The organism is Mycobacterium sp. E2733, from assembly GCF_001667585.1.
Lineage (GTDB): Bacteria > Actinomycetota > Actinomycetes > Mycobacteriales > Mycobacteriaceae > Mycobacterium.
Window position 1 is genome coordinate 1 of the sequence record NZ_LZJZ01000089.1, and the last position, 19,625, is coordinate 19,625.

The 19,625-nt window shown below is 70.5% G+C and carries 17 protein-coding genes and 1 pseudogene; 1 reads left to right on the top strand and 17 read right to left on the bottom strand.

Features of this window, described 5'->3' with window-relative positions; genetic code table 11:
• Positions 1 to 137, bottom strand: a pseudogene (locus A5678_RS16230) (phosphoribosyltransferase); the annotation flags it as partial.
• 24 nt (positions 138 to 161) lie between these two features.
• On the opposite strand from A5678_RS16230, the gene A5678_RS16235 reads away from it, so the two are divergent.
• The gene (locus tag A5678_RS16235) at positions 162 to 845 is read left to right on the top strand and encodes a phosphoribosyltransferase (protein WP_068044110.1); all 684 of its coding nucleotides are present in this window, start codon (positions 162 to 164) and stop codon (positions 843 to 845) included.
• Positions 846 to 848: 3 nt separating this feature from the next.
• Here the strand turns inward: A5678_RS16235 and A5678_RS16240 are convergent, their stop codons facing one another.
• From A5678_RS16240 to A5678_RS16315, 16 genes are all read right to left on the bottom strand, one after another.
• The gene (locus tag A5678_RS16240; protein WP_068044112.1) at positions 849 to 1,190 is read right to left on the bottom strand and encodes a hypothetical protein; all 342 of its coding nucleotides are present in this window, start codon (positions 1,188 to 1,190) and stop codon (positions 849 to 851) included.
• 96 nt (positions 1,191 to 1,286) lie between these two features.
• Complete coding sequence (locus tag A5678_RS16245) at positions 1,287 to 2,099, bottom strand: DivIVA domain-containing protein (RefSeq protein ID WP_068044114.1); 813 nt, start codon at positions 2,097 to 2,099, stop codon at positions 1,287 to 1,289.
• Between the two features lie 275 nt (positions 2,100 to 2,374).
• On the bottom strand, positions 2,375 to 2,665 hold the full coding sequence (locus A5678_RS16250) for a YggT family protein (protein ID WP_007170773.1): 291 nt from the start codon (positions 2,663 to 2,665) through the stop codon (positions 2,375 to 2,377).
• A 134-nt stretch (positions 2,666 to 2,799) separates the two neighbouring features.
• Positions 2,800 to 3,441: a cell division protein SepF gene (locus A5678_RS16255; protein ID WP_068044116.1), complete on the bottom strand. Its 642-nt coding sequence runs from the start codon at positions 3,439 to 3,441 to the stop codon at positions 2,800 to 2,802.
• Between the two features lie 62 nt (positions 3,442 to 3,503).
• Positions 3,504 to 4,286, bottom strand: coding sequence for a YggS family pyridoxal phosphate-dependent enzyme (locus A5678_RS16260; RefSeq protein ID WP_068044117.1), 783 nt, complete (start codon positions 4,284 to 4,286; stop codon positions 3,504 to 3,506).
• A 5-nt stretch (positions 4,287 to 4,291) separates the two neighbouring features.
• Positions 4,292 to 4,996, bottom strand: a complete 705-nt coding sequence (gene pgeF / locus A5678_RS16265; RefSeq protein WP_068044119.1) for a peptidoglycan editing factor PgeF — start codon at positions 4,994 to 4,996, stop codon at positions 4,292 to 4,294.
• Positions 4,997 to 5,087: 91 nt separating this feature from the next.
• The gene (gene ftsZ, locus A5678_RS16270) at positions 5,088 to 6,239 is read right to left on the bottom strand and encodes a cell division protein FtsZ (protein ID WP_068044120.1); all 1,152 of its coding nucleotides are present in this window, start codon (positions 6,237 to 6,239) and stop codon (positions 5,088 to 5,090) included.
• Between the two features lie 226 nt (positions 6,240 to 6,465).
• Positions 6,466 to 7,401: a cell division protein FtsQ/DivIB gene (locus A5678_RS16275; RefSeq protein ID WP_068044122.1), complete on the bottom strand. Its 936-nt coding sequence runs from the start codon at positions 7,399 to 7,401 to the stop codon at positions 6,466 to 6,468.
• 4 nt (positions 7,402 to 7,405) lie between these two features.
• On the bottom strand, positions 7,406 to 8,869 hold the full coding sequence (gene murC / locus A5678_RS16280) for a UDP-N-acetylmuramate--L-alanine ligase (RefSeq protein ID WP_068044124.1): 1,464 nt from the start codon (positions 8,867 to 8,869) through the stop codon (positions 7,406 to 7,408).
• Entirely contained in the window at positions 8,866 to 10,086 is a 1,221-nt protein-coding gene (gene murG / locus A5678_RS16285; RefSeq protein ID WP_068044126.1) for an undecaprenyldiphospho-muramoylpentapeptide beta-N-acetylglucosaminyltransferase, read from the bottom strand. The genes murC and murG overlap by 4 nt, the downstream gene beginning before the upstream one ends.
• The gene (ftsW, locus tag A5678_RS16290) at positions 10,083 to 11,738 is read right to left on the bottom strand and encodes a putative lipid II flippase FtsW (RefSeq protein WP_068044127.1); all 1,656 of its coding nucleotides are present in this window, start codon (positions 11,736 to 11,738) and stop codon (positions 10,083 to 10,085) included. Before ftsW ends, murG begins: the two co-directional genes overlap by 4 nt.
• A 6-nt stretch (positions 11,739 to 11,744) precedes the next feature.
• Positions 11,745 to 13,211: a UDP-N-acetylmuramoyl-L-alanine--D-glutamate ligase gene (murD, locus tag A5678_RS16295; protein WP_156746936.1), complete on the bottom strand. Its 1,467-nt coding sequence runs from the start codon at positions 13,209 to 13,211 to the stop codon at positions 11,745 to 11,747.
• Entirely contained in the window at positions 13,204 to 14,283 is a 1,080-nt protein-coding gene (gene mraY, locus A5678_RS16300) for a phospho-N-acetylmuramoyl-pentapeptide-transferase (RefSeq protein ID WP_068044131.1), read from the bottom strand. The genes murD and mraY overlap by 8 nt, the downstream gene beginning before the upstream one ends.
• Positions 14,280 to 15,866, bottom strand: coding sequence for a UDP-N-acetylmuramoyl-tripeptide--D-alanyl-D-alanine ligase (murF, locus tag A5678_RS16305; protein WP_068044133.1), 1,587 nt, complete (start codon positions 15,864 to 15,866; stop codon positions 14,280 to 14,282). The genes mraY and murF overlap by 4 nt, the downstream gene beginning before the upstream one ends.
• Positions 15,863 to 17,449 (bottom strand): UDP-N-acetylmuramoyl-L-alanyl-D-glutamate--2,6-diaminopimelate ligase, encoded by a 1,587-nt coding sequence (locus A5678_RS16310; protein WP_068044136.1) that lies wholly within the window; start codon positions 17,447 to 17,449, stop codon positions 15,863 to 15,865. Before A5678_RS16310 ends, murF begins: the two co-directional genes overlap by 4 nt.
• Before the next feature lie 202 nt (positions 17,450 to 17,651).
• Positions 17,652 to 19,625: penicillin-binding protein 2 (locus A5678_RS16315; RefSeq protein WP_156746937.1), on the bottom strand; the 1,974-nt coding region annotated here is incomplete at its 5' end.

Below are 19,625 nucleotides of genomic sequence, written 5' to 3' on the forward strand. Positions count from 1 at the left end.
CCGCGGGCCAGTCCCAAGACCAGCACGTCATCGCGGTCGCGATAGGACATCAACTGCTCGGCGAGCGCGCGACCGGCCTCGCGACGGTCGCGGAACGCGCGCGTCGCAGTGCGCCGGAGGAATCCATCGGGTGTCATCGGTCGCGTTCCAGCCTACGGGCTTTGGTAGCGGCCGCACCGCTCAGCGAACCCGGGTTTCTCCCGGGGCGTTCTGGCCCCGCCGGTCGCGCGCTCGCCGAGCAGTTGATGTCCTATCGCGACCGCGATGACGTGCTGGTCTTGGGACTGGCCCGCGGCGGCGTCCCGGTGGCGTGGGAGATCGCCGCGGCGCTGCACGCGCCCCTGGATGTGTTCCTGGTCCGCAAGCTCGGGGTGCCGCACTGGTCGGAGCTCGCGATGGGCGCGGTCTCCAGCGGCGGTGGCGTCGTGATGAACAACGACGTGATATCCAGCCTGCGCATCACCGACGACCAGGTCCGCGAGGTGATCGAGAGCGAGACGGCCGAACTCGCCCGCCGCGAGGCCGCGTATCGGGGCGGGCGCCCAATGGCCGAGTTGCGCGACAAGGTGGTGATCTTGGTCGACGACGGGATCGCCACCGGGGCCAGCATGCTGGCCGCCGTCCGAGCGGTGCGAGCCGGCGATCCCGGCTCAACGCCCAAGAAGATCATTGTCGCGGTCCCGGTCGGACCGCCGTCGACTTGCCGGGAGCTCGGACTCGAGGCCGACGAGGTGGTGTGCCTGACGATGCCGCCCGGGTTCGAGGCCGTCGGCCAGGTGTACGGCGATTTTCACCAGGTCAGCGACGACGAGGTGCGCGAAACGCTCGCCATGCCCACCGGCTGAGTGCTACTTGGCGGCCTCGTCGCCACGGCCCTCGGCGGACACCGCCGACTCCTCGGTGGCCTCGGAGGGTGGCCGGGTGTCGGCTTCCCCCGACGGTTCGCGGGGGGCGTCCTCGGGATAGTCGACGGCCTCGTCGCTCGGCTCGGCCTGGGCCTCGTCCTCGTGCTGGGCCGGGCCGCCCGCATCGCGTCGCTGGCGCTCCTGCAGCGCGTCGATGATCAACAGCACCACGCCGAGCACGCTGGCGCCGATGCACACCCAGGCCACCAACTCGTTGCTCGTGACCACGGCGAACACCAACGCGACGAGCCCGACCAGGGCCAGCACCAGCGCAATGATCAGCATCGGTCATCCTCCAAGCGGCGAGCGGGACAGCCAGTTCGTGTGCAGGTCTAGTGTGCCAACCGCGCAGCTTGGCGAGTGTCCGGCACGCCTGTGGGGCTAGTTGTTCCCCCGGTTGAATTGGTCGAATCCGCCGGCGTCGGCGCTGGAGTCGACTGGGGCCGCCGATCCGCGCTGGCCGAGCTCCTCCAGCTGCGATTCCAGGTAGGTCTTCAGGCGGGTCCGGTATTCGCGTTCGAAGGTGCGCAGTTGCTCGAGGCGGCCTTCGAGGACGGTGCGCTGCTGGTTGATCGTGCCCATGATCTCGGAGTGCTTGCGTTCGGCGTCGGCCTGCAGGGCGTCGGCCTTCTCCTGGGCCTGACGCAGCTGGGTTTCGGAGCGCGTTTGCGCATCCGCGAGCATCGCGTCGGCGCGCTGCCGGGCCTCGGTAACCGTCGTCTCGGCGGTCTGGCGGGCCTCGGTGAGGATCTGGTCGGCATTGGCGCGGGCGTCAGCCAGCATCTTCTCCGACTCCGCCTTGGCGGTGCTGGTCAGCCGGTCGGCGGTGTCCTGGGCCAGGCTCAACACCCGAGCGGCCTTCATGGCCTGTTCCTCGTTGCTCGCCTGCGTGGGGGCAGCCGCGGCGGCGGGTGCGGCGACCGGTGCCGCCTTGGGCGCCGGCTCCGGCTCGGGGACGGGGATCGCCTGGGTGGGCGCGGCCGCGGGAGCGGCGCTGACGCCACCGCCGGCAGCAAGCTCCTGGTCCAGCTCCTCGATCCGCTGACGCAGATCGCTGTTCTCTTCGATGAGCCGCGTCAGCTCGGCCTCCACCAGATCGAGGAAGGCATCGACCTCGTCTTCGTTGTAGCCCCGCTTGCCGATCGGTGGCTTACTGAACGCCACATTGTGGACGTCGGCTGGTGTAAGCGGCATTGTTTCGTCCCCTCAAGTTCCTGTCTAACGTTCTGCAAAGTCTAGAACGCAGTGGTAGCCGTCGTGCAACTGCCGTCCATCCTGTCACACCAGGCGCGACCGTTGCTGTTTAGGCCAATAAATAAGAACCAATTTCAAACACTGAGGGCAATAAAATCCGAAACCTTAGAATTTTTAAATCGCAGGCGCCAAACCGAGGCTAAAACGTGGCCGAACCGTCTCCCACCCGGCAGGCGGCTCCCGCCCCGACGGGCCGGAAGCGGCCCGGAACAGGTTTAGGCCGCGGCGCCGAAGGCCAGCTGCATGCCGATGAACGCGACCAGCAACAGCACCATGATGGACAGGTCGAAACGGACCGCCCCGATGGTGAGCTGTGGGATCAGCCGCCGCAGCAATTTCACGGGCGGATCGGTGATCGACATGATGATCTCGAGGATCACCACCGTGATGCCGGTGGGGTGCCAGTCACGGCTGAACGAGCGAATGAACTCGACGACGACCCGGGCGATGAGCAGCAGCCAGAAGATGAACAGCGCAAACCCAAGGATCTGAAAGAACAGCACCAACTGAAGAGCCCCGACCTTACCGATGAGATGTCAAGCGCCGCGGGCTTTCGCGGCGCCTGCCAGCGTACCGACTCCGGGCGCCTGGCCACATCTCAGCCGGCCCGGCCGCCGCAGCGGCGCCGCCCGATCAGGGGTTATTGGTAAGCGTAGAAACCGGTTTCGGCGATCCGGCGACGCTCCTCCGGGGACACGTCGACGTCGGCGGGCGACAGCAGGAAAACCTTGGTCGCCACCTTGTCGAAGGAGCCGCGCAACGCGAAGGCCAGGCCGGCCGCGAAGTCGACGAGCCGCTTCGCGTCGGCGTTGTCCATGGACACTAGGTCCATGATGACCGGAGTGCCGTCGCGGAACCGCTCACCGATGGTGCGGGCCTCGCTGTAGTCCTTCGGCCGCAGCGTGGTGATCTTCGAGAGCGGGTGCCCCTCTTCGAACATCATCGCCATCCGGCGCGGGTCCATCGCCAGCGCGCCGCGGGTGGAGTTGCGCAACCACGACCCGAAGCGCGGCCTGCCCAGCTCGGGCCGCTCGAACTCGCGGGGGTGGACGGCGCCGTAGCGCGACTCCTCGCCGTAGCCGCCGCGGTAGCCGCTCGGCGGCGCGTAGTCGGCGGGCTCGCGCGGGTCGTCATAGTCACGCCCCTCGTAACGGCCGTACCCGTCGTCGAAACGGGGCCGCGGAAAACCGCGGGAGGGAGCGTGGTCGTCGTAATACTCGTCGTCGTAGTCGTCCATCGGGGCCATACCGAAATAGGCCTTGACTTTGTGCAGTGTGCTCATTGCGTTGACCCCTTCTAGCCCCTGATGGTTGGTGTCAGTGATGAAGATGTGACTACAGTGACTTAATACGGTGACGGTAGCGGCCGGGGACCCAATAGCGCGGTACCGACACGCACACACGTCGATCCGTGTTTGACGGCGATTTCGAAATCGTCGGACATCCCGGCGGAGAGGCCGACGGCGTTCGGATGGGATTCCAGGACGCGCAGGTGCTCGGTCCGCAGGCGTTCGAAGGCCGCATCGGGATTCGAGCCCAGCGGCGGAATGGCCATCAGACCGGCCAGTTCCAGGCACTTCGCGTCCTCGGCCTGCGCGCACAACTGGTCGACCGCTCCGGGCGCCGAGATGTCGACGCCTCCCCGCGTCTCGTCGCCGTCGAGGCTGACCTGAACGTAGACCCGCATCGGATCGGCGCGGCGGCCTTCGGCCAGCGCCGCCGACACGCCCCGATCGAGCGCGTTGACGAGGTGTGAGCTGTCCACCGAGTGGGTGGTGTGCGCCCAGCGGGCGACCGATCGGGCTTTGTTTCGCTGAATGTGGCCCACCATGTGCCAGCGCGGTGTCGGCCCCGCCGCCCGCGACGAGGCCGCTAAAAGTTTGGTGACTTCGCTCACTTTTGCCGACGCTTCCTGATCCCGCGATTCGCCGACGGCGCGGCAACCCAATCGCGACAAAGTCACGACATCGGTTGCTGGGAAGAATTTGGTAATCGGCAGAAGTTCGATTTCACCGACATTGCGACCGGCCGCTTCCGCGGCGGCCGCAAGACGCGAACGCACCGCCGCCAATGCGTGTGTCAATTCCGTTTCACGGTCGCTGTGACCCTCCGGCGCCCGACCCGCCATCGCGGTCACTCCATCCACACCAGGGAGGCCAGCCGCCCGGTGGGGGCGTCCCGGCGGTGACTGAACAACGTCGGGTCTTCCACCGTGCACCGTGGATCGATGTCGATGGCCGTGACGCCCAATTGCTTTAGCTGGCAAGCGATTCCGGCCCGAAGGTCAAGTCCTGGGGTGCCCGCCGCGGTGGTGGTGCGGCTGCCGGGCAACGCGGCCTCCACCTCGTCGGCCATGGCCGCGGGCACCTCGTAGTTGCGCCCACTGACCGCCGGGCCCAGCAGGGCCGAGATGTCCTCGGCGTGCGCGCCGAGCGCCAGCATCGCCTCCACGGTGCGGGCCACCACCCCGAGCTGGGCGCCGACGCGGCCCGCATGCACCGCCGCGGCCACGCCGGCGCGCGCGTCGGCCAACAGCACCGGCACACAGTCGGCGCTCACCACCGCCAGCGCCAGTCGCGGGGTGCTGGTCACCAGCGCGTCGGTGTGGTCGACGGCGCTCTGGGGCCCGTCGACCACCTCGACCCGATCGCCGTGCACCTGGTTCATCCACACCACGCGGTCCGGGCCCAGGCCGATGGCGGTGGCCAGCCGGTTTCGGTTGGCGGCCACCGCCGCCGGATCGTCACCGACGTGGTCGCCCAGGTTGAAGCTGTCGAACGGTGGTCCCGAGACACCGCCCGCGCGACTGGTAGTCACCCGCCGGATGCGTACGCTCACCTTTTCAGTATCCGGAGTGCACCGCCTGCCAGCGGGCAGCGCCATCCGGTCGCGGCCGGTTCGTCGCGCACTGGCAAGCAAATCGAGACCCTCAGCGGCGCATGAACGGCGGCACGTCGACGTCGTCGTCGTCACCGCCGATATTCAGGGTGGCTCCGTTGGTGTGGACGGGCACGCTGACGGCGTCGACGGGTTCGAACAGGGTCGAGCTGAGCTTGCCGGCCTTCGCCGACTCGATCCGGTGAGCCCCGCCCTTCTCCCCGGTCGCGCCACCCACCACCGGCTTGCGGCCGGCGCCGGCGGCGTCGAAGCCCGCCGCGATGACGGTGACGCGCACCTCGTCACCCAGCGAATCGTCGATGACCGTGCCGAAGATGATGTTGGCGTCCTGGTGGGCGGCGTCCTGCACCAGCGAGGCCGCCTCGTTGATCTCGAACAGGCCCAGGTCGCTGCCGCCGGCGATGGACATCAGGACGCCATGGGCGCCCTCCATTGACGCTTCTAGCAGCGGTGAGTTGATCGCGATCTCGGCGGCCTTGAGCGAGCGCCCTTCGCCGCGGGCGGAGCCGATGCCCATCAGGGCCGTGCCCGCGCCGGACATGATGCCTTTGACGTCGGCGAAGTCGACGTTGATCAGGCCGGGCGTGGTGATCAGGTCGGTGATGCCCTGGACACCGTTGAGCAGTACCTCGTCGGCGCTGCGGAAGGCGTCCATCAGGGACACCGCGGCGTCGCCCATCTGCAGCAGCCGGTCGTTGGGGATCACGATCAGGGTGTCGCAGCTCTCGCGCAGCGCGGAGATGCCGCTCTCGGCCTGGTTGCCGCGCCGCTTGCCCTCGAACGAGAACGGCCGGGTGACCACGCCGACGGTCAGCGCGCCCAGCTTGCGCGCGATGCTGGCCACGACGGGCGCGCCGCCGGTGCCCGTCCCGCCGCCCTCGCCGGCGGTGACGAACACCATGTCCGCCCCGCGCAGCAGCTCCTCGATCTCGTCCTTGGCGTCTTCGGCGGCCTTGCGGCCGACCTCCGGGTCCGCCCCGGCGCCCAGCCCGCGGGTCGAGTCGCGGCCGACGTCGAGCTTGACGTCGGCATCGCTCATCAACAGCGCCTGCGCGTCGGTGTTGATCGCGATGAACTCCACGCCCTTGAGGCCCTGCTCGATCATTCGGTTCACGGCGTTGACGCCGCCGCCACCGATACCCACGACCTTGATGACGGCCAGGTAGTTATGCGGGGGGGTCATCATTCGTTTTCCTCCCTGGTGGGCTCAGTTGTGCGCGACGGGTTTCCTCCCGAGCGTCCGCGGACTTTCCTGGCAAACCCTCAACCTCAACCATAGAGTTAGAGTTATGTCAAGTAGTCCCGCGCAACCAGAACGGTATGGGTACGGCGCGCGCTAACCTCGCAGGCGCGCCGACGCGCGGCCCGCAAATTTTTTCTGTTACAGCGGTCACACGCCGGGCTATGAGCTACTTCACCGTGGGGAGGTCTGGGCTCGAGACGTCGTAGGTCCGCCCGGGCTGGGTCAGCAGCGCGGCGAGCTTCTCGGCCTTCTCGTCGGTGCGATCGGTTGTCCCCCAGATGACGACGCGGCCGTCGCCCAACGTGAGCGTGATCGAGGCTACCGAGGGGGCCGCGACCCGGCCCACCTGACCCGCGACCTCGGGCCGCAGCGCGGTCAGCACCTGCAGCGCGGCCTTGGTCGCCGGGTCGTTGGGGCCGGGATCGGCGACGTCGAGGTACGGCAGCGCCGGCGGCGGCGGCCCGGTCGCGAAGTCGACGCCGTCACGGTCGAAGAGGTGCGGGCCGTCCGGAAAGTCCTTCACCGCCACCGGAACTCGCTCGACGATGGTGATGCGCAGCGCCGACGGATACTGCCGCTGCACCCGCGCGCTGGCCACCCGGCGGATCGCCGCCACCCGGTCGGCGACCTGGTTGGTGTTGATCTGCAGCAGCGGCGTCCCCGGCCGCACCCGCGCCGCGTCCAGCACCTCTTCCCGGGTCACCACCCCGGTGCCGATTACGACGATGTTGCGGGCCGACATCGCGGGCGTGAAATAGAGGATCAGCGCGAGCCCGACGCCGAGGACGACCAGCAACACCGTCACCAGCAGCATCTTCAAGCCACGGACCACGCCCCGCGCGACGGGTTTGGGCGCATCGACCGTGCGTCCGCTGACCCGGCGTTTGGCCTCCCGACGGGCCTCCTCGATGGCGGTGGCTCGCTCCTGCGCGGCGCGGCGCTCGGCTCGTTCGCGGCGGGCCCGCCGGCGCGGTCCCTCGAATTCCTCCGGGGTGACCGGGTTTTCGGCCTCGGGGCCCCCGACGAAGAGCGGCTCGGTGACGTCCTCCCCGGCCGGCTCACCCACGTCCAGGTTGCCCGCATCGTCGTTCGACGGGGTCATCGCATCACCCCCGCCGCCCCGGTGCGCTGCGGTTGTCCTTGGCCCGCAGCGCGGTCACGATCTCCGGCCCCAGCAGGGTGACGTCGCCCGCGCCCATGGTGACGATGACGTCGCCGGGGCCGGCCGCCGCGGCCACCTGCTCGGCGACGGTGGAGAAGTTGGGCAGGTAGCGCACCGGCACGCTGACGTGCTCGGCGACGCTGGCGCCGCTGACACCGGCGAGCGGTTGCTCGCGTGCGCCGTAGACGTCCAGGACGAACACCTCGTCGGCAGCGTCCAGCGCACGACCGAACTCTGCGGCGAATTCTTTTGTGCGCGAATACAAATGGGGCTGAAACACCACCAGGCTGCGGCCGCCGCCGCTCTGCTCGAGGACCGTGCGGACCGCCCCCAGCGTGGCGCTGATCTCGGTGGGATGGTGGGCGTAGTCGTCGAAGACGCGCACCGACCCGGCGTTGCCCACGAGCTCGAACCGGCGGCGCACCCCCTCGAAGCCGGCCAGCCCGTCGAGCACGGCGTCGACCGGGGCGCCGATCTCGATCGCCGCCAGCAGCGCGCCCAGCGCGTTGAGCGCCATGTGCCGCCCGGGCACCGACAGCCGCATCACCCGGGGATACGTTTCGCCCGCCAGCTGGATGTGCGCGACCGCTTCGGTGCCCTGCTGCTCCCAGGACAACAGGGTGGCGGCGGAGTCCTGGTCCGGGTCCTGGTTCGGCGCGGATCCGTAGCGCAGCACCCGGATTCCCAACTCGGCGGTGCGCTTCGCCAGCGCGGCGGCGCCCGGGTCATCGACGCACACCACCAGCGCTCCCCCCGGGGCGAGCCGCTCCACAAAGGCGTCGAACACCCCGACGTAGGCGTCGGCGGTGCCGTAGAAGTCCAGGTGATCGGCCTCGATGTTGGTGACCACCGCGACGTTGGGCGTGTACTCCAGCAGCGAGCCGTCGCTTTCGTCGGCTTCGGCCACGAAGCAGGTGCCGCTGCCGTGATGCGCGTTGGTTCCGGCCTCCCCCATCTCGCCGCCGACCGCGAAGGACGGGTCGCGTCCGCAGTGCTGCAGCGCGACGATCAACATCGACGTCGTCGTCGTCTTGCCGTGGGTGCCGGTGACCATCAGCGTGGTGCGCCCGTCCATCAGCCGGGCCAGCACCGCCGGCCGCAGGAGCACCGGGATGCCGCGGCGCCGGGCCTCGACCAGTTCGGGGTTGGTCTTCGGGATGGCGGCATGGGTGGTGATCACCGACGTGGGGCCACCCGGCAACAGGTCGAGCGACGACACGTCGTGGCCGATGCGGATCGACGCGCCCCGGGCCCGCAACGCGTGCACGCCACGCGACTCCTTGGCGTCCGACCCGGATACCAGCGCGCCGCGGTCCAGCAGGATGCGGGCGATACCCGACATGCCGGCTCCCCCGATGCCCACCATGTGCACCCGTTGCAGCTCGGGCGGGAGTTGTTCGGCGTTCACCGTCGCCCTCCCGCCGCTGCCTTCCTGGCGATGTCCAGCGCCGCCTGTGCCACCTGGCGCGCCGCGTCGGGGTGCCCCACGCGCGCGGCGGCCGCCGTCATCGCCGCCAGCCGCGACGGGTCGTTGAGCAGCCCGGCCACCTCGCGGGCGACCAGTTCCGGCGTCAAGGCGGCGTCGGCGACCACCATGCCGCCCCCGGCATTGACCACCGGCAGGGCGTTGAGCCGCTGCTCGCCGTTGCCGATCGGCAGCGGCACGTAGATCGCGGGCAAGCCGACCGCCGAGACCTCGGCGACGGTCATGGCGCCCGACCGGCAGATCGCCAGGTCGGCGGCGGCATAGGCCAGGTCCATCCGATCCAGATAGGGCACCGCCACGTAGGGCGGGTCGCCGGGTTGGCTCTGTCGCAGCTCGAGGGTGTTTTTCGGTCCGTGCGCGTGCAGTACCGACACGCCCGCGGCGGCCAGGTCGGCCGCGGCGCCGGACACGGCCCGGTTCAGCGATACGGCGCCCTGCGAGCCACCGAACACCAGCAACACCCGCGCGTCGTCGGCGAAGCCGAAGTGCATGCGCGCCTCGGCGCGCAGGGCCGCGCGGTCCAGCGAGGTGATGGCCTCACGCACCGGGATCCCGACCACCTCGGCGCGCGGGAGCCCGCAATCGGGCACCGCGGAGAGCACCCGGTCGGCACGGCGGGCGCCGACCCGGTTGGCCAGCCCGGCGCTGGCGTTGGCTTCGTGGATCAGCACCGGGACGCGGCGCCTGCGGCCGAGGCCGCGGGGAATCCCGCGGGCGGCCAGGTACGCCGGTAGGGCCACGTATCCGCCGAAACCGATGATGACGTCCGCATCGACGGCGTCGAGCACAGCGCGGACCTCCCGGACCGCGCGCCACACCCGGGGGGGGAGCCGCGCCAGGTCGCTGCTGGGCTTGCGCGGCAGCGGCACCGGCGTGATCAGCTCGAGGTGGTAACCGCGCTCGGGCACGAGCCGGGTCTCCAGCCCGCGGTGGGTGCCCAGCGCGGTGATGCGCACCTGCGGATCGAGCGCGCTGAGCGCGTCGGCCACCGCCATCGCGGGCTCCACGTGGCCGGCGGTGCCCCCGCCGGCCAGCACGACCGACAGTGGCTTCAGCGGCTTAAGAGCCGACAACGTGGCACCGGCGGGCTGGGGGCAAACCCCCAGCCCGCCGGCCGGCTTGCTGACCGTGTCGTTCACCCGTAACGCTGACCTTCCAATGCGCGAGCGCGCCGTGCCCGACGCTGGCCGGCATACCGCTGGCCAGATCCATGATGCACCGCCCTGCGGGCCGGCCGACCGGCTGTGCGGGAGAACGCCGGCCGCAGGGGTTCGTCTGCCTTATGGGGTGCCTTGCGGGAGGGCTTGCGGGCGGGCGCCTGGGCGGCCTTGCGCGTGCCGGCGCGCGACGGGGCGCCCTTGGCCGGTTGCTTGCCGCCGCGCTTGCGGTCGCGGAACGACTCCAGCCGGGTCGGCGCGTACGGCTGGGGCAACGGGAGCCGCAGGAACCGGTTCACCTTGTCGTCGCGCCCGGCGCGCAGGGCGGCCACCGCCTCGGGTTCGTGACGGGCCCCGTTGGCCATGATCCCGATCATGAAAAGCGTTGCCGCCGTGGAAGTTCCACCTGCGGAGATGAGCGGCAGCTGAATACCGGTGACGGGCAGGATGCCGATCACGTAACCGATGTTGATGAACGCCTGACCCAGCACCCACATCGTCGTGGTGGCGGTTAGGAGCCGCAGGAACGGATCGGCCGAGCGCCGGGCGATGCGCATCCCGGTGTAGGCGAACAACCCGAACAGGACCAGCAGGCCGAACGCGCCGACGAAGCCCAGCTCCTCGCCGATGATCGCGAAGATGAAGTCGTTGTGGGCGTTGGGCAGGTAGTTCCACTTGGCCACGCCCTGCCCCAGGCCGTCGCCGAATATGCCGCCGTGGGCCAGGGCGAACTTCGCCTGGCGGGCCTGGTAGCCGGTGTCCATGGGGTCGTTCTCGGGGTTCATCCATGACTTCACCCGGTCCGAGCGGTAACCCGCGGACATGGCCAGGACCGCCCCGGCCATGAAGACGGCCAGCAGCGAGGTGGCGAAGACGCGCAACGGCAGCCCGGCGTACCACAGCAGCGCCAGCAGGATGATGCCCAGCGAGACCGTCTGCCCCAGGTCGGGCTGCGCCACGATCAGCGCCAGCGCGATGACCGCGGCGGGCACCAGCGGGATGAGCATCTCGCGCAGCGAGGCCCGCTCCCCCCGGCGGGCCGCCAGCAGATGCGCGCCCCAGATCGCGAAGGCGATCTTCGCCAGCTCGGAGGGCTGCATGGAGAAGCCGGCTACGACGAACCACTTCCGCGACCCGTTGGCCAGGTTTCCGATGCCCGGCACCAGCACGAGCACCAACAGGATGACGGTGACGACGTAGCCGGTGAAGGCGACGCGGCGGATGAACCGCACCGACATGCGCAGCGAGGCGTAGCAGGCGATCAGGCCGATCACCGTCCACAACACCTGCTTTCCGAAGATCACCCACGCCGACCCGTCGGCGTCGTAGGACCGCACGCCCGACGCCGACAGCACCATGATCAGACCGAGCGTGGTCAGCAGCCCGGTCACCGCGATGATCAGGTGGAAGGAGGTCATGGGCCGACTCAGCCAGGCGCCGAACCGGTTGCGCTCTTCGGCTTTGGCCTGTGCTTTTGCGGCCGGCTTGGCCTCCGACGCGCCGGTGGTGCTTTCCGGGCCCGTGGCCTCATCGGCCTCGTCGGCGTCGGGCCCGCCAGGCTCGGCCGCCGCGGTGTCGTGGGTCGCTTCGGTTGCTTTGCCGCGGCGTCTCAGCCGGGCCAGCGGATTGCCCACGCCCGCCTACCGGGTGGTCGCGCGGACGGCGGCGGCGAACGCGTCGCCGCGGTCGGCGTACCCGCTGAACTGGTCGAACGAGGCGCCGGCCGGCGCCAGCAGCACCGTATCCCCGGGCCGGGCAAGGTCGCGGGCCGCGGCCACCGCCGCGGTCATGACCGAATAGCCGAGATCCCCGCCCGAGTGTTTCACTTCTGTCACACCAGCACCAACAACCACAGCCGTCGCATTCATATCAGCATCCTCGCCTGTCACAACCTGGACGACGGGGACATCCGGCGCGTGTCGCGATAACGCCTCTGCAACCTCTTCGCGATCTCGGCCGATGAGCACGGCGCCGACCAGCCGGGGGGCCATCCTGGCGACCTCGGCGTCCACCGAGGCGCCCTTGAGCAAGCCGCCGGCCACCCACACCACACGCGGGTAGGCCAGCACGGACGCCTCGGCGGCGTGCGGGTTGGTGGCCTTGGAGTCGTCGACGTAGGTGACTCCGTCGGCGACCGCGACCACCTCGGCCCGGTGCCGGCCCACCCGGAAGGACGCGATCGCGTGGGCAATCGCCTCGGCCGGCACACCAACGCTGCGCGCCAGCGCCGCCGCGGCCAGCGCGTCGAGGATGCCGACGGGCCCCGGCACCGGGATCGATTCGACGGGCAGCAGCGCGAGGTCGTCGGCGAAGGCGCGGTCGATGAGCCGGCCGTCGCGCACGCCCAGCTCGCCCGCCGCCGGCTCGCCGAGCCGGAAGCCGACGCGCACCGGGGCCGCGGCGGTGTCCAGCAACGCGGCCGCCCGGGAGTCGTCGAGCCCCACGACCGCTACCCGGCCGTCCAGCACCCTCGCCTTGGCCGCCGTGTACTCGGCCATGGTGGAGTGCCAATCCAGGTGGTCTTCGGCGATGTTGAGGACGACGCCCGCCTCGGGCCGCACCGAGGGCGCCCAGTGCAGCTGGAAGCTGGACAGTTCGACGGCGAGCAGGTCGGCGGGCGCTTCCAGCACATCCAGGACCGGATCGCCGATATTGCCGCACAGCAGGCTGCGCCTGCCCGCGGCGGTCAGCATGGCGTGCAGCATCGACGTCGTCGTCGTCTTGCCGTTGGTGCCGGTCACCACCAGCCAGCGGCGCGGCGGCCCGTACCGGCCCGCGGCGTCGAGCCGCCAGGCCAATTCCACGTCACCCCAGACCGGCACGCCCGCCGCCGCCGCGGCGACCAGCAGCGGCGTGTCCGGCCGAAATCCCGGGCTGGTGACCACCAAGGCGTACTCCGCAACGCGTTGGGTGGCCGCCGACGTGGTCACGATCGCCACGCCGCCTTCGGCGTAGCGCCGCAGCGTGGCCGGGTCGTCGTCGCACAGGGTCGGCGCCGCGCCGGACCGCGCCAGCGCCGCCAGCACCGCCTTGCCGGTGACACCGCCGCCGGCCACCAGCACCGGCGCGCCCGGCGCCAAGGGCTCGAGCCCGGGTACGTCAGGCACCGATCGCGCCCAGCCACTCACCGTAGAAAAGGGCTACGCCCAGACCGCAGGTGATCGCCGTGAGCAGCCAGAAGCGGATGATCACCGTGGTTTCGGCCCAGCCGGCCAGCTCGAAGTGGTGGTGGAAGGGCGCCATCCGGAACACCCGGCGCCCGGTGGTGCGGAAGGCCAGGATCTGCAGCACCACCGACGTGACCTCGGCGACGAACAGCGACCCCAGCACGACGGCGAGGATCTCGGTGCGGCTGGTCACCGACAGGCCCGCGATGATGCCGCCCAGCGCCAGCGATCCGGTGTCCCCCATGAAAATCTTTGCGGGAGCGGCATTCCACCACAAAAAGCCGATGCAGGCGCCCGCGGTGGCGGCCGCGACGAGCGCCAGATCCAGCGGGTCCCGCACGTTGTAGCAGCCGAGCCCCGGCGCGGTGACGCAGGCGTTGCGGTACTGCCAGAAGGTGATCAACACGTAGGCGGCGGTGACCATCGCCATGCACCCGGCGGCCAGCCCGTCGAGGCCGTCGGTGAAGTTGACCGCGTTGGACCAGGCGCTGACGACCACCACGCAGAACAACACGAAGAGGCCGGGAGCCAAAGTGACCGTGGCGATCTCGCGCACGTAGGAGAGGTCCGAGCTGGCCGGTGTCAGCCCGCTCCCATTGCGGAACTGCAGCGCGAGCACCCCGAACAGCACCGCGGCGGCGACCTGCCCGGCGGTCTTGGCCGTCTTGTTCAGGCCGAGATTGCGCGACCGGCGAACCTTGATCAGGTCGTCGAGGAAGCCGACGCCGCCGAGCACGGTCGCCAGGCCCAGCACCAGCAGACCCGACGCCGAGACGCCCTCGCCGTCGAACGCCAGCCCGGCCAGGTGCGTCCCGAGGTAACCCGCCCAGATGCCGGCCAGGATCGCCACCCCGCCCATCGACGGCGTGCCGCGTTTGGCGTGATGGCTGGGCGGGCCGTCCTCACGCGTGTGATGGCCGAAGCCCTGCCGGGTGAACAACCGAATCAGCGCCGGCGTCAACAGGATTGACACCGCGAGCGCGACGGCCACGGCGATCAGGATCTGCCTCACGAGCGCGTCCCGCCCTCGTTCAATGGTGACGACCCGCTTCGCTCGGCTTCGCCGCCCTCGCGATCGTCACGAGCCAGCGCTTCGGCCAGCGCGCCCAGCCCGGCCGCGTTGGAGGCCTTGACCAGGACCACGTCGCCGGGCTGTATTTCGGCCCGCAACAACGCGAGGGCGGCGTCGGCGTCGGGCACGTTGACGACCCCCCTATCACCGGAGGCTTCCCACGAGCCCTCCATGACCGCTCCGTGGTGCATGGCGCTCATCGACCTCCCACTTCCCACGACGACAAGTCGAGAGACATCTAAGCGCACGGCCAGCCGGCCGATGCGATCGTGTTCGGCTACCGCGTCCTCGCCGAGCTCGGCCATTTCGCCCAGCACCGCCCAGCTCCTGCGCTTTTCGTCGCCGCCGGCGCCGTGGGCGATCCAGGCCAGCGCCTGCAGCCCGGCCCGCATCGAGTCGGGGTTGGCGTTGTAGGCGTCGTCGATCACCGTGACACCGTCCGCGCGGGTGGTCACGTGCATGCGGTGCCGCGACACCGGCCCGGCCTGCGCCAGCGCGGCCGCGACCTGCCCGACGGTGGCGCCGCATTGCAGCGCGACGGCGGCGGCGCACAGCGCGTTGGCGACCTGATGGTCGCCGGACACGCCCAGCTGCACCTCGACCGCGCTGTCCATCGCGTGCAGGGTAAAGCGGGGCCTGGCCAGTTCGTCCAGCGACACTCCGTCCGCCCAGACGTCGCTGGGACCGGAATCGGTGTGGCTGGACCGGCTGACCCGCACCACCCGCGCCCGGGTGACGTCGGCCATTGCCGCCACGACCGGGTCGTCGGCGTTGAGGACGACCACACCGGACGGCGGAACGGCTTGGGGCAGTTCGGATTTGGTGCGCGCGATGGCTTCCCGGGAACCGAACTCGCCCAGGTGGGCGGTGCCGACGTTGAGGACCACCCCGATCGCCGGCCGGGCGATCTCGGCCAGTGCGGCGATATTGCCGGGATGGCGGGCCGACATCTCGAGAACCAGGTAGTCCGTGCTGCGGGTCGCGCGCAACACCGTCCAGGGGTGTCCCAGCTCGTTGTTGAACGACCCGGGCGGGGCCACCACCTCGCCCAGCGGCTCGAGCACCGCGGCCACCAGGTCTTTGGTCGAGGTCTTTCCCGACGAACCGGTGATCCCGACGATGGTCATCCCGCCCTCAACCAGCTCCCCGGCCACCGCCTTGGCCAGCTTGGCCAGCGCGGCCAGCACCGCCGCTCCCGAGCCGTCGGCGTCATGTTCGAGCACCCCGGCCAGGCCGCCGTCGGCGCGGCCGGCCGCCGCTGCCGGAGGCACGACGATGGCGGGCACCCCCACTGGCCGGGCGGCGAGCACGGCGACCGCGCCGGCCGCCGCCGCCGCGTCCGCGTAGTCATGCCCGTCGGCGTGGGCCCCCGGCAGCGCGAGGAACAGGCCGCCGGGGCCGACGGCGCGCGAGTCGAATTCGACGGTGCCGGTGACGCGGAGCCCGGCGGCGGCCTGCGGCGAGATGTCGGCCAGCGTGCCGCCCACGATGTCGGCGATCTGCGCGACGGTCAGGTCGATCATGGCCGCGCCTTCAGCGCCCGGGCCAGCTCCACCCGGTCGTCGAACGGGCGGACCTCCCCCGCCACACGCTGGCCCGTTTCGTGGCCTTTGCCCGCCACCAGGACCACGTCGCCCCGCCCCGCCCAGGCCACCGCGTGTTCGATCGCCGCCCGCCGATCACCGATCTCGACCACCTCGGCCGCACCGCCGCCCGCGGCCGCCCCGGCCAGGATCTCGCGGCGGATGGCGTCGGGGTCCTCGCCGCGCGGGTTGTCGTCGGTGACGACAACCAGGTCGGCCAGCTCGGCCGCCGTCGCGCCCATCGGCCCCCGCTTGCCGGGGTCGCGCTCGCCGCCGGCGCCGAACACCACCGCCACCCGGCGCCCCGGACGCGCCAGCGTGGTCAGCACCGCCCGCAGCGCGCCCGGCTTGTGGGCGTAGTCGACCAGCGCGAGGAAGTCCTGGCCGCAGTCGATGTCTTCCATGCGGCCGGGCACCCGGGTTTCCAGCAGCCCCGGCGCCGCCTGCTCCGGTGACACCCCCACCGCGTCCAAAATAGCTAGCGCGACAAGGCAATTGGCGATGTTGTAATGCCCCGGCAGCCGGATGCCGACCCGATGGCGCACGCCGGCCGGGTCGATCGCGGTGAACTGCTGTCCCCAGGCGCCCAGCGGGGTCACGTCCATGGCGCGCCAATGCGCGGGCTGGTCGCCGGTGCTGACGGTGATCGCGTCGCCCGCCCGGGCGGCCATCGCACGTCCGGCATCGTCGTCGATGCACACGACGACCCGGCGGGCCCGCAGCGGCGACGCCGGATCGAACAGCTTCGCCTTGGCCTCGAAGTAGTCGGCCATGGTGGGGTGAAAGTCGAGGTGGTCGCGGGACAGGTTGGTGAAACCGCCCACCGCGAATCGGGTGCCGTCCACCCGTCCCAGCGCCAGCGCGTGGCTGGACACCTCCATGACGACGGTGTCCACCCCGCGCTCGGCCATCGCCGCGAACATGGCCTGCAGCGCGGGAGCCTCCGGGGTGGTCAGCGCGCTCGGAACGTCGGCGCCGTCGATGCGGATGCCGATGGTGCCGATCAGCCCGGCGGTCCGGCCGGCGGCGCGCAGCCCGGATTCGACGAGATAGGTCGTGGTGGTTTTCCCCGAGGTTCCGGTGATCCCGACCACCGTCGTCCGCTCCGACGGGTTCCCGTACACCGTGGCGGCCAGGGCGCCGAGCACACTGCGCGGCGCCGGGTGCACCAGCATCGGAACGCCCGATGCTGAAGCACCCATCTCCGCGACCCCGGCGGCGTCGGTGAGGATGGCGACGGCGCCGTGCTCGATCGCCTCGGCCGCGTACCGGGCCCCGTGCGTCGAAGTTCCGGTCAGCGCGGCGAACAGGTCGCCGGGCCGCACGTCCTGGGCGCGCAGCGTGACACCGGTGACGGCCACGTCGGGCACCGCCGTGCCGCGGTTAGCGAGTACCGCCCCGACCTGCGCCGCCAGCGCGGGCAGGCGGGTGCCAGCGCCGGCGCTGGGCCGCAAACCAGTGGGCACCGACACCACCTGTTCACACCTCCCTTCAGACGCCGCGTGGTCCTCATGATCGGCCATGACACCCTACCTAGGCGCGTCGGCCGCGAGGCGTTCCCGCCGGGAGGCGCCGACCCGCAGCGCCCGGCTTCGCCGCGCTTGCGATCGCCGCTAGCCTGTATGGCGCCGACCCGCAGCGCCCGGCTTCGCCGCGCTTGCGATCGCTGCTAGCCCGTATGGCGCCGACCCGCAGCGCCCGGCTTCGCCGCGCTTGCGATCGCCGCTAGGTGGCCTGCAACGTCAGCGGCGGACCGGGGTCGGGCGAGAGCGGCACATTCTCGCGCTGCATGAGCCAGCCGGCGATGTTGTGGAACAGCGGGGCCGCCGAGTGGCCGGGCGTACCGTCCGCATTGCGATCCGGGTTGTCCATCATGATGCCGATGACATAGCGCGGGTTGTCGACGGTGGCCATACCGGCGAACGTGATCCAGTAGACGTTGTCGAAGTAGCAGCCGCAGGCCGGATTGATCTGCTGCGCGGTACCCGTCTTGCCGGCCATCTGGTAGCCCGTCACCGCGGCGGCCGGCCCGGTGCCCTGCTGGTAACCCATCGGGTCGCGTTGCACGACGGCGCGCAGCATGTTGCGGACGGTCTGGGCCGTCTGCGCCGAAACCACCCGCACGCCGTCGGGACGCGGTTCTTCCGTCCGGGTGCCGTCGGGCGCGATGGTGGCCTTGACGATCCGCGGCGGTATCCGCACCCCGTCGTTGGCGATCGTCTGGTACATGCCGGCCATCTGCAACAGCGTCATCGAAAGGCCTTGCCCGATGGGCAGGTTCGAGAAGGTGCTGCCCGACCACTGGTCGATGGGCGGCACCAGACCGGCGCTCTCGCCGGGCAGGCCCACGTTGGTGCGTTGCCCGAGACCGAATTTGCGGACCATGTCGTAAAAGCGCTCCGGGCCGACGCGCTGCGCAAGCATCAAAGTGCCTACGTTGGAAGACTTTCCGAACACGCCGGTGGTGGTGTAGGGCATGACGCCGTGGTCCCACGCGTCGTGGATGGGCACCCCGCCCATCTGGATCGACCCGGGCACCTGCAGCACCTCGTCGGGATTGGACAGGCCGTACTCGATCACCGACGACGCGGTGATGACCTTGTTCACCGAGCCGGGCTCGAACGGTGAGGACACCGCCAGGTTGCCCAGCTGCTTGTCACCCTGACGCCCGATGTCCTGCGACGGGTCAAAGGTGTTGTCGTTGGCCATGGCCAGCACTTCGCCGGTCTTCGAGTCCAGCACGACCGCCGAGACATTGTGCGCGCCCGAGAGATTCTTCGCCTGCTGGACCTGCTGCTGGACGTAGAACTGGATGTCGTCGTCGAGGGTCAGCTGGACCATCGAACCGTTGACCGCCCGGTGGCGGTTGCGGTAACTGCCGGGGATGACGACGCCGTCGGATCCCCGGTCATAGGTGACAGAGCCGTCGGTTCCGGACAGCACCGAGTCCAGGGACTCCTCCAGGCCCAGCAGACCGTGCCCGTCCCAGTCGATGCCGCCGACGATGTTGGCCGCCAACGACCCACCGGGATACTGCCGCAGATCCTGTCGCTCCGAACCGACTTCGGGGTACTTGTCGGAAATGGCGCTCGCGACGGCCGGGTCGACAGCGCGGGCCAGATACACGAAGTTCTCGTCGCTTTGCAGCTTCTTCAACACGGTCGCGGAGTCCGGCTTGTTGCCCAGTCGGGTGGAGACCTCCTTGGCGATATCACGCAGCCGCTGCTGAGGATCGGGGGCCACCGAGTTCTTGTTCTTGGCCTCTTCCAGTTGCTTGCGAATCCTCTTGGGCTGGAAAGTCAATGCGCGCGACTCGGTGGTGAACGCCAGCTGATCCTTGTTGCGGTCGACGATGCTGCCACGCACCGCCTTCTCGACGTCGGTGACCTTGAGCTGGCCCGCGGCCTGGGCGCGCAGCGTCGGCGCGTTGGTCACCTGCAGGACGAACAACTGGACCGCCGCCACCACTATCAGGACCCCGATAGCCGCGTTCCCGGCGCGATGCCGGAAGACGAACGACGCGCCGCGGCTGCCCGCCTGCACGAGCTGCCGGGTGCGCCGCTCCCGCGCCGAGTGCCCGGTCGCTACCGCGTCCGGCCGGTCGGCCGGTCCGGCCTTCTTGGCCTCCTTGGCCGCCTTGGCTTTCCGGAACCGCTTCGGCTCCCGGGCGTCCTGGGCTTGCTGCTGCTTCGCGCGCCG